Here is a 13,971-nt window from a genome sequence, read left to right as displayed (position 1 = left end):
CGAGCGCGCGCGCGTTGCGTCCTTCAGCGCATGTGCGCGAGATAGCTTTGGTACTCGCGCGGCATGCGTCCGGCGCGGATGGCCGCGGCGGCGTCCTCGAAGACGCGCCGTTGCCACGGCTCGACGTTCTTAGAGACCGCGTCGTAAAACGCCGCCACTGATTCGCGTTCGCCTGCGGTGAGCAAGTCGTGGGTCAGACGCGTGGCGCCGGCACTAATGCCCGTCACAGAGTCCGCCTGGGCCGGCGCCGTGGCAGCCGCGGTCGTCGCCATCGTCAACCGGCGCACGGCTTCGCGCCGGTCGCCCTGGCGCATCGCGTAGGTACCAAACGCAATGTGCAGGTCGGCGACGATCGAGGCAGTGGCTCCGGATGCGGGGGCGGCCGCTGCAAGACGCTCGATGACCTCGGCACGCCGCTTGAAGTTCTCCAGCGCGGCCTTCGCTGCGGGCTCGTCGTTCTGGTCATACGCCCGCATTGCCAGGCCGTACGGCTGCCACAAGAGTTGGTGCGCGTATTCAAGCTTCAGCGCGTCGGATAACTGCTCAAACGCCGCGTTTTCATCAGGCCGCGTTGACGCTGGTGACTTCAGTGGCAATCCCGGAGCCGTCTGGCCGAGCAGTTTCACCATCCGGGCATATTCGGCGTCGTGCGCCGGCCCTGCCAGAATCCGGCGCGCGGTCTCTGACGCCGGATTGAGTTTCAGCAGTCGCTCGGCGTAGACAAGCCCAAGGTCCTTTGGAACAAAGTCCACCTTCGCATTGGCCGCGTTGCGAGAAAGGAATTCGCTCGCACCCAGAAGCATGTCCGAGTCCGTTGACTCATCCAGCTTCTGCCTCGCGTGTTTTGCGAACGGGCTCCTCATCACTTCAGTGCTCACCGTCGTCACGGTGTCGTACGACGAGTCGCCGTCGGAACCGACAATCGCCATGGCGTAGAGGGCGCCGAGTCGGCGCGCCCACGGAAGGCGATAGACACCACTGACGGCCACCCGTGGTGTCGGACCGTCGGGATCTGCCGCCTGGGCCCGAAGAAGCAGTTGCTCCGCGAGTGGCTTTTCGGAGCGTTCAAAGAATGTTGCGGCTTCCGAGAGCACGTGGGTACTGACATCGGGACGTTCGGTGTGCGCCAGCCACAACGCCCTGGCCTGGTCGTACCCATCCGGGTCCAGGCGACGGACGTACGGCCAGCGGACGAGGCCCGACTCTGGGTGCTGCGCAATCATGCGCAGGATGTGCGGCCGCCGTGCGGCGAGCATCTCGTTCCAGCCCATCAGTTTCTGGCCGCGCTGGCTGTAGAACGTGATCAACTTCTCGGTGGCCCTGAGGTCGTCTGGGTTTGCGGCAACAACCCGCTCCAGTTCGGCCACCTGTTCGAGCGTCAGCTTCTGCGCCGCTTCATAGTCAGCCAGCCGCGCGTATTGCCTGGTGATGGACTTCGCAAGCTCCGGGTCTTCGGCCAACGGCGGCACGGGCGTGCCACACGCGACGCCGACGGCGACGAGCAGCGCACACAGACCGGTCAGAGTCGCCTTCCGGAGACGGGACAATTCCGGCGATGGCCCGGCAAGCACGCGATCGACGCGGTCTTCGAACCTGCGGCTGTCGACGATGCCGATGCCCTGCCACGCCACGCGTCGGCCGTCGCGCTGCAGACGCCGGGCCATCTCGACGAGCATCGCCGCATACAGTCGTGGTTCGCGCACGGCGCGCACCACCACTTCGTCGCACGCTTTTTCCGAGACGGTTTTGAGATGGCGCTCGAGCCACCAGGCGACGGGATGGAACCAGAACACCGCGCGATTGACGCGTGCGAGGCACGCCACGAGAGGGTCCCTTCGCGTGACGTGGGCGCGTTCGTGGAGCAGGACCATTTCGCGTACGCCGGCTCCCCACTGCGGCCATGACGAGGGCACCATCACACGAGGCGCGAGGACACCGACGACGACCGGCGAAATGATGCGGGGCGATTCGAACACCTGGCCCTCGCCGTCAACCGGCACGCCGCTGCTGGCGAGGCGATGCGCCACCCACGCACCGGCCAGTTCCCGCAGGAGAAGGATGCACGCCACCACGAGCCAGGCGATCACAGTCCACTCGCGCCATGTCGATGCGCGTGCGGCCGGCGGCACCTGAGCTGACGCCGACGGGCCAGACGAATCCGCGGCCAGGGTCGTCACCGCTCGCCCGGTTGCACCTGTCTCCTCGACCGAGCCAGCCGAACGCTCAGCGAGCCGCGCGGCCACGGGTGACGCAACCACAGAGGCCGTCGCAGGCGTTGAGACCGCGGCAGGGCCAAGCACCCGAACGTCAGGCACCCAGGCGGGTAACGGCAATGTGGGCATCCAGCCCGATACCGCCGGCAGTAGAAGCATCGCGACCAGCGCGGCTGTCCAGGCCGCATGCCGAATGGCCGGTACCTTTACGCGGAAGGTGGCAAGGGCGAGGGCGACAAGGGCCGCGACGACAAGCGCCCGGGTGGACGCTTCGACCAGAGTGTCGAGAATCACGGCAGCGGTCATTTCCGTCCTCCCACTTTTTTCGCAAGACGTCGCAGATCGGCCGCCGACAGCACCTTCTCGTCCACCAACCCGGTCAGGAACTGCTCTGCCGACCCTTTCCAGAACCCATCGATCAACCGTCGCACGGCCGCTGCGGCCACACTCGTGGACGCCACCTCCGCGCGATAGACAAAGGTCTTGCCCTCCACCACGTGGCTCACAAGCCCTCGCGCCTCAAGCCGACGCAGGAGCGTCCGTACGCTCGAGTCCTTGAGCGGATGGTCCGATCGCAACGCCTCTCGAACCTGATCGGCGGTCGCCGGCCCTTTGGAGGCCACGTAGTCCAGAATCGCCTGCTGCAGTCGGGTCAGGCTCGATGTGTTACGCGCTGTCATGTTACGCACTGTAACACGTGGCGCTGACGCTCGCAATGGACAAATGTCACAAATGTCCGAAATGGCGAACTGCGGATAAACCAATGCAGGGAAGAATGTCCGAATGTCTTTGCCCTCCAATGGTTGAATCTGCTGCTCCAAGGTCATTCGTTCATTGCGCGCCTTGGACATTCGAGGATTCGAGGATTCCCGCACTGCAGACATTTCGCCATTTCGGACATTTGTGACATTTCGCCATTACGCCGTCGCGCATCGTCACGCGACGTTCTCGCAGAGCTCTAACGAATCGAGAACGTCACGGTGACGGTCATGATGATGGGGATCGCGACGCCGTTGAGTCGCGTCGGAGAGTAGCGCCATTGGCGGACGGCGTCGATGGCCGCCTGGTCGAGGAGCGGCACAGACCTGAGCACGGTGACGTTCTGCACGACGCCGCGCTCATCGAGCGTGGCTTCGAGCACCACTGTGCCCTCGATGCGGGCCGCCTTCGCAACGGGCGGGTACTCGGGCGCCTTGAAGACAGTGCGCTCGGGCGGGCGGATGATTCCACCAACGCGACGCGGGGGTTCGGGCACGGCCATCGGCGGAGGCGGCGGGCCGAGCGCCGACGTATTCAGGGCGCCCACATACGGGACTCCGGTGCCGACGCCTCCGGGGACCCCGAGTGCGGCCGGGGCGGGCGGAGCCACCTCGGGTGTAATCCCGTCTGGTGGCGCTAGCGGCACACTCGGCGCCGTCGTCGGGACAGACGCGGTGGTGGCAACCGGTTGACTCGCCGGTGGCGGCGGCGAGGGCACCGACGCGAGCATGACCGTTGGCAGCCGCGTCTGGATCCCAGGCAGATCAAGCGCTGCGGTGATCGGCAGCACGAGCAGCACGAGGACAACGACGACGTGAAGCACCAGCGACCCGAGCCTCATCCAGCGCGGCGCCTTCCGGGGTGTTTCTGTGACGAGCACTTGCTCAAACAACGTTCGGGGCATGGCACCTCTCCTATTGCGCGAGACACCGCGCGGCTCTCGCAAGGCCGCTCACGCGGCTTGGTTAACAAATTGGAGAAGCTTCCCTATCTACTGAGACACCGCTCGCGCGAAATCGGCGCCGCGGTGCTGGCGCGTGTAATGGCGAAATGTCACAAATGACCGAAATGGCGAAATGCCGGACAACCCATTGCAGGGAAGAATGTTGGAATGTCCAAGGCGCGCAATGAACGAATGACCTTGGAGCAGCAGATTCAACCATTGGAGGGCAGACATTCCGGCATTCTTCCCTACAATGGTCTGTCCGCACTTCGCCATTTCGGACATTTGTGACATTTCGCCATTACGCCAGGGCGCAATGGGCGCAATGGGCGCAGTGAGCGCCACGCCCTGCGTCACTTCACGATGGGCGTCACGACGAGGCGCCGAATCGCCACTTTAGAATGGTCGCCCTGGATCATGATCGGTCCCGGCGTGAGTTCGGCGTTGTCGAGCGCGCCGCCGGTGATGCCGTCGATGGCCACGTTGTCGTGGAGCTTCTGGCCGTTGAGCGTCACCGTCACGCGATCGCCCACGAGCACCGCGGTGAGCTGCTGCCATTCGCCGGCGGGCTTGCTGGCGTTGACCATCGGCACCGCGCGACCGTAGACCGCCGCGTGGCCCAGAATCTGGGTCGGCTTGCCGAAGTCGTCCAGGAGCTGAAGCTCGTACCGGCCCCGCAGATAGAGGCCACTGTTGCTGTTGGCCTCGAGCCGATACTCCAGGTCGACCTTGAAGTCGGCGAACTTCTGCTTGCTCACGAGGTTGTTGGACGGCGGCGTATTCACGAGCAGGCCATCGGCCACCGCCCAGTTGAGCGGCCGATCGGCATGTTGGACACCGAACGCATCAAGGGAGGTGCCATCAAACAACACGACGGGAGCGCCATACTTGTGCGCGGCATTCGCGTTCGACGCCGGGAATGCGGGACGCCGGGCGCCGGCCCAGTTGACCTCGCGCTCAACCGCCGGCGCGCCGCCTCGTCCACCGGTTCGCAGCATGTGGCGGCCCACCAGACGGTCCCCTTCCAGACGCGCGCGGAACTCTGGGCCAGTGGGCTCGATCTTGTTCGTGACCCGGTCGAACCGGCTGGCCTGGAAGATCAACTCGCCGTTCTCCACTTTCACCGCGCCGAGCGGAATCGGGTTGCCCGTACGGTTGAGAAAGCGGCCGGTGAGCTGCCCGTTCTCTTCTTTGATCTCGACCCAGTACACAAACGCCGTGTCCGGCCCCGTCCCGGTGAAGTTCCACGCCCCCACAAACGGTGATTGCTGGGCACGAACCGCAGGCGCGAACACCGAAAGCCCGAGCAGGACGCCGACAACGAGAAGGGCGGGTTTGAGTCTCATGGCCGTATCCTACGCTACAATTCCCGCGTGCAAATCATTCGAAGCCGCGAAACGTACGACGTCTGTATTGTCGGGTCTGGAGCCGGTGGCGGGATGGCCGCCAAGGTGCTGACAGAGTCGGGCGCCAAGGTCGTCATGCTGGAAGCGGGCGTGAACTGGGACCCGGTCAAAGACAGCCAGATGTTTGCGTGGCCGTATGACTCACCACGCCGAGGCGGCGGCACACCCGAACGGCCGTGGGGCGAATTTGGCGCCTGGATCGGCGGCTTCGCGATCGACGGCGAACCGTACACCACCGCGCCCGGCAACAGCTTCCAGTGGTTCCGCACGCGCATGCTGGGAGGCCGCACCAATCACTGGGGCCGCATTTCACTGCGCTTCGGTCCCAACGACTTCAAGCGCAAGAGCCTTGACGGCCTGGGCGACGACTGGCCCATCACGTACGACGATGTGAAGCCGTACTACGACCAGGTGGATCGGTTCGTCGGGTTGTTTGGCTCGGTGGAAGGGATACCGAATGAGCCGGACGGCATTTTCCAACCGCCGCCCAAGCCGCGCTGCTACGAACAGCTCATCAAGCGCGCGTCCGATCGTCTCAACATCAAGTGCATCCCGAATCGCCTGTCGATTCTCACGCAGCCCTTAAACGGCCGCTCGGCCTGCCACTACTGCGGCCAGTGCTTCCGCGGCTGTGCGATGCACTCGAACTTTTCTTCCCCTTCGGTACTGCTGCCACCGGCCATGGCCACCGGCCGGCTGACGATCATCACCGATGCGATGGCGCGTGAGGTCACCGTCAACAGCGCGGGGCTGGCGACGGGCGTGGCGTACATCGACAAAACAACCGGCCGCGAGAATCACGTGCAGGCGCGCGTGGTGGTGCTGGCGGCAAGCGCCTGCGAAACCGCGCGCATCATGCTGAACTCGAAGTCGTCGCAGTTCCCGCAGGGCGTGGGCAACTCCAGCGGCGTGGTGGGCAAATACATCACCGACAGCACCGGCGGCAGCGTGTCGGCGTTTGTGCCCCAGTTGATGGATCAGATTCCCCACAACGAAGATGGCGTGGGGGGCGCGCACCTCTACATGCCGTGGGTGCTCGACAACACCAAGCTCGACTTCCCGCGTGGTTACCACATCGAAATCAGCGGCGGCCTGGGCATGCCGGGCTCGGGTTTCGGCGGCGGCATTCAGCGCTTCAGCGGCTTCGACAACGGACGCGAGATCGGCGGATACGGCGCCAGGCTCAAGGCCGACTATCGCAAGTTCTACGGCGCCACGGTCAGTCTGGCCGGGCGCGGCGAAATGATTCCGAACGACAAGAGCTACTGCGAGATTGACCCGACCACCGTGGACAAGTGGGGCATCCCGGTGCTGCGGTTCCACTGGAACTGGACCGACCACGAACACAACCAGGTCAAACACATGCAGGAGACCTTCCGGTCGATCTTTGCGGAGATGGGCGCCACACCGATGTCGGCGATGCCGAGCAAGGAACGCGGCTATGGCATCTCCACCGGCGGCAGCATCATCCACGAACTGGGTGTGACACGCATGGGCAACGACCCCAAGACGTCGGTGGTCAACAAGAACTGCCAGGCGCACGACGTGAAGAATCTGTTTGTGGCCGACGGTGGACCGTTCGTGTCGCAGGCGGACAAAAACCCCACGTGGACCATCCTCGCGCTGTCATGGCGCACGAGCGACTTCATCGCGGCAGAACGGAAACGGGGCGCACTGTAATGGCGACGATGAATCGACGGGCATTGCTCAAACTGGCGGCGGCGGCGCCGATGGCCGCGGCGTTTTCCTGGACCGGCGAAGAAGTGGTCCATGCCAGCATCCTCACTCGAACCGCGCAGGCGCCCTTCAAGCCGGTGTTCTTCACCGCGCACGAATACGAGACCGTCAAGGTGCTGGTGGATCTCATCATTCCGAAGGACGCCAAGTCTGGCAGCGCGACCGACGCGGGCGTGCCCCAGTTCATGGACTTCATCCTCAACGAGCAGACTCAACCGCCAGAACGCGATGCGCGGCGGACTCGCCTGGCTCGACCTCGAGTGCCATCGGCGGTTCGACCTCGACTTCGTGCGATGTTCCGACGCCCAGCGGCGCGCCGTCCTCGATGACATCGCGTGGCCCCAGCGTGTGAATCCCGCAACCTCGCACGGCGTTCCCTTTTTCAACAGCTTCCGCGACCTCACCGCCAGCGGTTTCTGGTCGAGCCAGATGGGCATCGAAGACCTTCAGTACATGGGCAACACGTTTGTGCCCACATGGAACGGCTGTCCAGACGACGTGCTGAAGAAGCTCGGCCTCTTGTCGGCGGGCGAGTAGCACTTGATGGCTGCCCTGAAGATCTTCTCGGTCTCGTTCCTCGTTCTTTTTCTGGAAATCGCGTTGATTCGCTGGCTCCCGGCGAACATCCGGTTGCTCTCGTTCTTCTCGAACTTCATCCTGCTGGCCAGCTTCCTCGGCATCGGCCTGGGCTGCCTGCTCGCTGATGCGCGCACGCGGCTCTTTGCGTGGTTCCCGTTCATCCTCCTCGCCATCGTCGCCGGCGCCGCCTTCTTCCGGCTCGAGGTCAACGTGGTGGCCACAGGCGCCATCTACTTCACCAGCGGCACGAACGAAGACATTCTTCAGATCGAAAGCGTGCTGTTGCTGCCCGCGATCTTCTTTGTGGTGGTGGCGCTCTTCACGGCACTGGCGCAGCGCATGGGCCGCGAGATGAGCACGCTTCCCTCACTGCCGGCCTACACGTGGAACGTGGCGGGCAGCCTGGCCGGCGTGTTGATGCTGGGCGTGATGTCGTGGTTCGAGCTGCCACCGTCGGTGTGGTTCGGGATCGGTGCCGTGGTGGCCACGCCGCTGCTCTTGTCTGCGGAACCAGGCGCCACATCCGGCAGAAGCCGCGTGCTGGGTGCGGTCGGCGTCACTCTCGTCGCCGCCACGGTGGTGCTGGTGCACATGATCTCCGCCAACACGTTGTGGTCGCCGTACTACAAGATCGTGGTTCGCCAGCAGGGCGGAGACACGGTGGTGGAGGTCAACAACATCTTCCACCAGTCGATGGCGTCACTCGATCAGAAGGAGTACTTCTACCAGTGGCCCTACTCCGTCTTCGGCGACACGTTCGAAAACGTGCTCGTGCTTGGCGCCGGCTCGGGCAGCGACGTGTCAGCGGCCTTGCGGCATGGCGCCAAACACGTTGATGCCGTCGAAATCGATCCCACCATCATCAGGCTTGGGCGGGAGTTGCATCCGGACCAACCCTTCTCGGACCCGCGTGTGACGGTGATTAATGACGATGCGCGGCATTACCTGAGGACGACCACCAAGAAGTACGACATGGTGGTGTTTGCGCTCATAGACTCGCTGACGCTGCAGTCGGGCTTTTCAGGCGTGCGCCTCGAGAGCTACATGTTCACGCAGGAGGCGTTTGCGGATGTCCGCGACCGCTTGACCGACAACGGGGTGCTGGCGGTCTACAACTACTTCCGCGAACCGTGGCTGGTCGATCGGCTCGCCAACAGCGCCGCTGTGGCCTTCGGGACCGAGCCTTACGTGCACGTGCACGAGGCGCGGTCGTTCCTGGGCGTCATGCTGGCGGGACCGCGTGTGGCGCAGATGCCTGCCTCTCCGGCGATTCCTGAGCGCGTGACGGCCTTTGGCCAGTCGCACGCACCGAGCCCGGCGCGCCTGCATCAGCGGGATCGCAACATCGAGCCTGCGTCGGATGACTGGCCGTTCCTCTACCTGCGCGACCGTCACATCCCGCGCCACTACATCTACACGCTCCTGCTGATCCTCGGCGCCTCACTACTGGTTGTCGCGCCCGTCGTCCGCAGGGCGTCGGGACGATGGTCGTGGGAATTCTTCCTGTTGGGCGCCGGGTTCATGCTGCTGGAAACGAAGTCCATCACGCAGTTTGCCCTGTTGTGGGGCTCAACCTGGGTGGTGGCATCGCTGGCGATTGTCTCGGTGCTGGTGATGGCACTCGCGGCCAATTTTGTGGTGTCGCGGTGGGAGATTCGCCGGCCCTGGATGATTGGTGCTGTGCTCCTCGGTTTGCTCGGCCTCAGCTACATGGTGCCTGTGGGCCGGCTCGCCTTCGACAGTCTCGCCGCTGAGTCCCTGACCTATGTCCTGCTTGGCTTCAGCCCCATCTTCTGCGCGGGCCTGCTGTTCGGCTCCGCGATCAAGCGATCAACATCTCTCCCTCGCGACTACGGCACCAACCTTTTGGGGGCGATGGCCGGCGGCGTGGCGGAGTATCTGGCGCTGATCACCGGCTACGGCGCCCTCATCGGCCTGGTGGCCCTGTGTTATGCGGGAGCGTTGATTGCCCGCCCGCGCGAATGAAAAAGACCTGTGTACACGAAACGACCTCAGAGGTCGTTTTCATAGCCGATCCAGGAAAACGACCTCTGAGGTCGTTTCGTGTACACAGGTCTTTTTCCGCCGTTGGCGTGGGAAAATAGCCCAATGCGAGTCTTTCTGCTGATTACGGCCATTTCCATCAGTTCTGCCATTTCCGCCAGTTCCGCCAGTTCCGCCAGTTCCGCCAGTTCTGTCAGTTCCGCCACTTCTCAGTCGCGCCCAACGTCGCCACGCTCTATCGCGTGCATTGCGTGATGTGCCACGGCCCCATGGGCAAAGCCGCGATTCCCACGATGGCCTTTATCGGACGCAAGTGGAAACACGGCACGAAGTCCACGGACATGGTGAAGGTCATCACGGACGGCGTGAAAGGCACGCCGATGATGTCGTTCAAGGGCAAACTCAAAGCCGACGAGATCAAGGCGCTGGCCGCCCATGTCCGCTCGTTCGACAAGACGCTGCCTCCCGAAAAGTAACGGACGCTCAGGACTTTATGGCTCCAATCAACGTTGCGCTCATCGGCTACGCGTTCATGGGGCGGGCGCACAGCAACGCCTATCGCCAGACGTCGGCGTTTTTTTCGCCGCGTCGGCCTGCCCGAATGAAGGTCATCTGTGGCCGGACGGCCACCGAGGTGGAGCGCGCGCGTCAGACGCTCGGCTGGGACGAAGGCGCCACCGATTGGCGCGAGGTCGTGCGCCGCAAAGACGTCGATCTCGTGGATGTGTGCACGCCCGGCGACAGTCACGCAGAAATCGCCATCGCGGCCGCACGCGCCGGCAAACACGTGTTCTGCGAAAAGCCGCTCGCCAACTCGCTCAAGGACGCCGAGCGCATGCTGGCCGCGGTTGAAAAGGCCGGTGTGGCGCACATGATTTGCCACAACTACCGGCGCGCGCCCGCAGTGATGCTGGCCCGGCAACTCATCAGCGAAGGCGCACTCGGCGAGATCCGCCACTATCGCGGCACCTACCTTCAGGACTGGATGTCGGACCCGGCCGCACCGTTCAACTGGCGGCTCGACCGCACCAAGGCCGGGTCGGGGGCTCTGGGCGACATCGCGTCGCACTCGATCGACCTCGCACGGTACCTGGTGGGCGAGATCTCCGAGGTCTCGGCAGATCTCACGACGTTCGTGAAGACGCGCCCTAGGAAACTGGCGGAACTGGCGGAACTGACGGAACTGACGGAACTGACGGAACTGACGGAACTGGCCGAAGTGACGGTAGACGATGCGGCGATGGCGCTGGTGCATTTTTCCGGCGGCGCGACGGGCACCATCGAAGCCACACGCATGGCCAACGGCCGCAAGAACTACAACCGCTTTGAGATCAACGGCCGCCTGGGCAGCGTGGCGTTCAACCTGGAACGGATGAACGAGCTCGAGGTCTACTTCGACAACGATCCGCCCCACCTGCGGGGCTTCCGCACCATCATGGTCACGGAAAGTTCGCACCCGTTCATCGGGCACTGGTGGCCGCCCGGGCACGTCATCGGCTACGAGCACACGTTTGTGCATACGGTATACGACCTCCTTGAAGCGATCGCGGATGAAAAGGTGCCATCACCGAACTTCTCGGATGGGGTCGAGAACCAGCGCGTCCTCACGGCAATCGAACGCGCCTCGAAATCGCGTCGTTGGGAAGTAGTCAAGTGAGGAACTGGGGAACTGGGGAACTGCATTTCGTAGCGCGGCCTGGGTCTCAAGGCCGCGGGACTCGGCAGGAGAACCAGCGCGCCCTACGAGGACTGAGGTGAGGACGTGAAATTAGGAGTGTTTGCCGTTTTGTTATCCGACCGTCCCCTCGAGCCGATGCTCGATGCGGTGGTCGAACTCGGTCTTGACGCCGTGGAACTGGGCACGGGCGCGTATCCTGGGAACGCGCACTGCAATCCGGGCGAACTGCTCTCGAGCGACCGTAAGCTCAAGGCGTTTCGCGATGCCATCCGCGCGCGGGGTCTCACGATCAGCGCACTCAGCTGCCATGGCAATCCCCTGCACCCCGATCGCCGCATCGCCAAGGCACACGACGAGGTGTTTCAGCGGACGGTGCAGCTCGCCGCGAAGCTCGAGGTGCAGACGGTCATCACGTTCAGCGGCTGCCCCGGCAGCGACGGCAAGGCGCAGCAGCCGTCATGGATCGTGTCTCCGTGGCCGCCCGAGTTTGCGGCCGCCCTCGAATGGCAGTGGACCGAGCGCGTGGTGCCGTACTGGACTGCGACGGCCAAGAAATGCCGGTCGGCAGGCGTACGGGTCGCAGTCGAGATGCATCCGAACTTCGTGGCGTACAACGCCGAGACGATGCTGCGGTTGTCAGCGATCGCTCCGAAAGTGATCGGCTGCAACTTCGATCCCAGTCACCTCTTTTGGCAGCAGGCGGATCCCGTGCAGTCGATCCGCGCGCTCGGCGATCGCATCTTCCACGTCCACGCCAAGGACTGCCGGATTGACGCGGCCAACACCGCGCTCAACGGCGTGCTGGACGCCAAGCCCTACACAAAAGAGCTCGACCGCTCCTGGATCTTCCGCACGGTTGGCTACGGTCACGACCCGCGCGTCTGGAAAGACATCGTCTCCAACCTGCGCCTGGTGGGCTACGACCACGTCATCAGCATCGAGCACGAAGACAGCCTGATGTCACCGGCCGAGGGGCTGCGCAAAGCCATCGACTTCCTCCGCCCCATCGTCATCTCGCAGCCCAAGGGCGAAGCCTATTGGGCCTAGGGAATGGCGAAATGTCACAAATGTCCGAAATGGCGAACTGCCATGACGGAATGACGCTTTACAGATAAGTAATCCACTGTCTGATGATCGCGGTGAAGGCGGGCTTCTTTGCCTTCACGTCTTTCAGATCCGCAAACGCGACGACGGCGCGGTCGTCGGCCAGCCACGCCAGCGCCGACGTCGCGTCTTTGATTTCGGCGCGGGCGGTGAGCCCGGCACGCTTCTTCGCGCCGAAGTGCAGGATGACGCCAATGCCCTTCTTTGTGCGCACGTGGAGGGTCGCAAAATATTCGGTCGTCTGAAAGCTCGGCACATTCCACTTGATGCCTTCGGTGATCTTCGGGTCGGCATCGAGGATCACTTGTCTCACAGCGCGCAGGGCATCTGTATGCGGGTGTTTCAGTGTCGAGAAGAAGGCGTCAACGTCGCTGGCGTGTTTGGTCATGTGTATCCTTCACAGCTCTCCCTCAGGCAGGCGGCCCGCCTCGAACGCCGTCACCTGATCGGCGTTGTAGGGCGCGTTGAACAGTACGGGGTCGGTCTGACGAAGTCGGAACAGCTGCGCAATCAGGCACATCCGCTGCTCGAGCACAGACCAGTCGCACGCGCCGACGCCGTTGGGATCATGGCCGGGCGGCCGGAAGCGGTTGAGCAGTTCGACGAGATCGGCGTTGCGCGGATCACGCAACGGCGCCGGGTAATCCCCGCGGAGGTCCCGGCCGAGATGGATCATCGCGTCGGGGAAAGATAACGTCATCATCCGCTCCGTGATGAGAAAGCGCGTCGCGCCACGCAGCGTGAGTCCTGCCGTTCGCGCCACTGCCCCCACGGCTACGGCGATCGGCGTTTTCACCGTCCAGTGCCACTTCATGCAGCCGGGCACGAACACATGCAGCAAGCGGCGACCCACGTCATCGAACGTGGCGAATGGCACCTCCAGTGCTTCGAGAATCTCAGGCTGGAGCCGCGTCTGCTCATGCAACCCGATTATCAGATTGGAGAGCAGCACCAACTCCGCGCGGGCCACAGGGTCGGCCGTTTCCAGTGCGGCCGCGTAGTGCGTGAACGCCCGCCGAAGATAGTCCTGGCCTTCGGGCGCGTCACCCGGTCGCAGGCCGGCCAGAAACACGGCCAGTTCATTGGGGGCGATCACTCCGTTCCTGCAGAGCGGCAGGAAGCGCGCGAACTCGCGCGCGATTTCTTCATAGACCTTGCGATTGCCACGGGCGACGGCATCGCTGGCGCGAGACAAAGGCCCGGCTGTCACGATCCGGAGCGCTCGTGCGCGTTTCGACTCCGGATGTTCCATCGCGTAGACGAAGACACCGCGCCACAATCGGTTGATCCCGTTGATGAGCCTGGACTCGCGCCCCAGGCGCCGCTCGATCACATCAAGCACATCCTCGCCGCGGATGGTCTGCCCCGCCTGCCGCGACGCCCACACGGCGAACGTGCACCAGTTCGCCCCCCCGCCGGCACCGGGAGGAAAACTCACCGCGAGGCGGTGATAGTGATTCGTGATCCAGAGATTGCGAAGGACAGGGTCTGACAGCCGGGAGACCTGCTCCACGTCCTCAACCGAAGGCGCCACGGCACCCGGCACGT

12 protein-coding genes and 1 pseudogene are annotated in these 13,971 nt (G+C 63.9%); 6 read left to right on the top strand and 7 right to left on the bottom strand.

Features of this window, described 5'->3' with window-relative positions; translation table 11 throughout:
- Positions 1-23: 23 nt before the first annotated feature.
- The 4 genes from IPL75_09410 to IPL75_09395 form a co-directional block, all read right to left on the bottom strand.
- Positions 24-2,519: a M56 family metallopeptidase gene (locus tag IPL75_09410; GenBank protein ID MBK9240471.1), complete on the bottom strand. Its 2,496-nt coding sequence runs from the start codon at positions 2,517-2,519 to the stop codon at positions 24-26.
- A complete protein-coding gene (locus IPL75_09405) occupies positions 2,516-2,893 on the bottom strand; it encodes a BlaI/MecI/CopY family transcriptional regulator (protein ID MBK9240470.1) in 378 nt (125 codons plus the stop codon). Before IPL75_09405 ends, IPL75_09410 begins: the two co-directional genes overlap by 4 nt.
- A 278-nt stretch (positions 2,894-3,171) precedes the next feature.
- Positions 3,172-3,876, bottom strand: a complete 705-nt coding sequence (locus IPL75_09400; GenBank protein MBK9240469.1) for an energy transducer TonB — start codon at positions 3,874-3,876, stop codon at positions 3,172-3,174.
- 392 nt (positions 3,877-4,268) lie between these two features.
- Positions 4,269-5,261, bottom strand: coding sequence for a DUF1080 domain-containing protein (locus tag IPL75_09395; GenBank protein MBK9240468.1), 993 nt, complete (start codon positions 5,259-5,261; stop codon positions 4,269-4,271).
- Between the two features lie 93 nt (positions 5,262-5,354).
- Between IPL75_09395 and IPL75_09390 the strand changes: the two genes are divergently transcribed.
- The 3 genes and pseudogenes from IPL75_09390 (at position 5,355) to IPL75_09380 (ending at position 9,623) form a co-directional block, all read left to right on the top strand.
- The gene (locus IPL75_09390; protein MBK9240467.1) at positions 5,355-7,001 is read left to right on the top strand and encodes a GMC family oxidoreductase; all 1,647 of its coding nucleotides are present in this window, start codon (positions 5,355-5,357) and stop codon (positions 6,999-7,001) included.
- Positions 7,001-7,595: pseudogene (locus IPL75_09385) on the top strand (gluconate 2-dehydrogenase subunit 3 family protein). The gene IPL75_09390 and the pseudogene IPL75_09385 overlap by 1 nt, the downstream one beginning before the upstream one ends.
- Before the next feature lie 6 nt (positions 7,596-7,601).
- The gene (locus tag IPL75_09380; protein MBK9240466.1) at positions 7,602-9,623 is read left to right on the top strand and encodes a spermidine synthase; all 2,022 of its coding nucleotides are present in this window, start codon (positions 7,602-7,604) and stop codon (positions 9,621-9,623) included.
- Between the two features lie 26 nt (positions 9,624-9,649).
- Here the strand turns inward: IPL75_09380 and IPL75_09375 are convergent, their stop codons facing one another.
- The gene (locus IPL75_09375; GenBank protein ID MBK9240465.1) at positions 9,650-9,847 is read right to left on the bottom strand and encodes a hypothetical protein; all 198 of its coding nucleotides are present in this window, start codon (positions 9,845-9,847) and stop codon (positions 9,650-9,652) included.
- A 48-nt stretch (positions 9,848-9,895) separates the two neighbouring features.
- Here IPL75_09375 and IPL75_09370 point away from each other — a divergent pair, with 48 nt between their 5' ends.
- The 3 genes from IPL75_09370 to IPL75_09360 all read left to right on the top strand — a co-directional run bounded on the left by IPL75_09370 (position 9,896) and on the right by IPL75_09360 (position 12,366).
- Positions 9,896-10,117, top strand: a complete 222-nt coding sequence (locus IPL75_09370; GenBank protein ID MBK9240464.1) for a cytochrome c — start codon at positions 9,896-9,898, stop codon at positions 10,115-10,117.
- A 17-nt stretch (positions 10,118-10,134) separates the two neighbouring features.
- Positions 10,135-11,298 (top strand): Gfo/Idh/MocA family oxidoreductase, encoded by a 1,164-nt coding sequence (locus IPL75_09365; GenBank protein MBK9240463.1) that lies wholly within the window; start codon positions 10,135-10,137, stop codon positions 11,296-11,298.
- Positions 11,299-11,403: 105 nt separating this feature from the next.
- On the top strand, positions 11,404-12,366 hold the full coding sequence (locus tag IPL75_09360; GenBank protein ID MBK9240462.1) for a sugar phosphate isomerase/epimerase: 963 nt from the start codon (positions 11,404-11,406) through the stop codon (positions 12,364-12,366).
- A 58-nt stretch (positions 12,367-12,424) separates the two neighbouring features.
- Here the strand turns inward: IPL75_09360 and IPL75_09355 are convergent, their stop codons facing one another.
- Positions 12,425-12,811: a DUF1801 domain-containing protein gene (locus IPL75_09355; GenBank protein ID MBK9240461.1), complete on the bottom strand. Its 387-nt coding sequence runs from the start codon at positions 12,809-12,811 to the stop codon at positions 12,425-12,427.
- 9 nt (positions 12,812-12,820) lie between these two features.
- A complete protein-coding gene (locus IPL75_09350) occupies positions 12,821-13,969 on the bottom strand; it encodes a hypothetical protein (protein ID MBK9240460.1) in 1,149 nt (382 codons plus the stop codon).
- Between the last annotated feature and the right edge of the window lie 2 nt (positions 13,970-13,971).

It is taken from the genome of Acidobacteriota bacterium, assembly GCA_016716905.1.
Taxonomy (GTDB): Bacteria; Acidobacteriota; Vicinamibacteria; order Vicinamibacterales; family SCN-69-37; genus SYFT01.
This window is presented reverse-complemented; position numbering and strand designations above follow the sequence as displayed.

What these genes read in the sequence shown, in the direction of transcription:
- IPL75_09410 (MBK9240471.1), bottom strand. Translation starts at nt 2,519, where the DNA reads ATGACCGCTGCCGTGATTCTCGACACTCTGGTCGAAGCGTCCACCCGG.
- IPL75_09405 (MBK9240470.1), bottom strand. Translation starts at nt 2,893, where the DNA reads ATGACAGCGCGTAACACATCGAGCCTGACCCGACTGCAGCAGGCGATT.
- IPL75_09400 (MBK9240469.1), bottom strand. Translation starts at nt 3,876, where the DNA reads ATGCCCCGAACGTTGTTTGAGCAAGTGCTCGTCACAGAAACACCCCGG.
- IPL75_09395 (MBK9240468.1), bottom strand. Translation starts at nt 5,261, where the DNA reads ATGAGACTCAAACCCGCCCTTCTCGTTGTCGGCGTCCTGCTCGGGCTT.
- IPL75_09390 (MBK9240467.1), top strand. Translation starts at nt 5,355, where the DNA reads ATGGCCGCCAAGGTGCTGACAGAGTCGGGCGCCAAGGTCGTCATGCTG.
- IPL75_09380 (MBK9240466.1), top strand. Translation starts at nt 7,602, where the DNA reads ATGGCTGCCCTGAAGATCTTCTCGGTCTCGTTCCTCGTTCTTTTTCTG.
- IPL75_09370 (MBK9240464.1), top strand. Translation starts at nt 9,896, where the DNA reads ATGTGCCACGGCCCCATGGGCAAAGCCGCGATTCCCACGATGGCCTTT.
- IPL75_09365 (MBK9240463.1), top strand. Translation starts at nt 10,135, where the DNA reads ATGGCTCCAATCAACGTTGCGCTCATCGGCTACGCGTTCATGGGGCGG.
- IPL75_09355 (MBK9240461.1), bottom strand. Translation starts at nt 12,811, where the DNA reads ATGACCAAACACGCCAGCGACGTTGACGCCTTCTTCTCGACACTGAAA.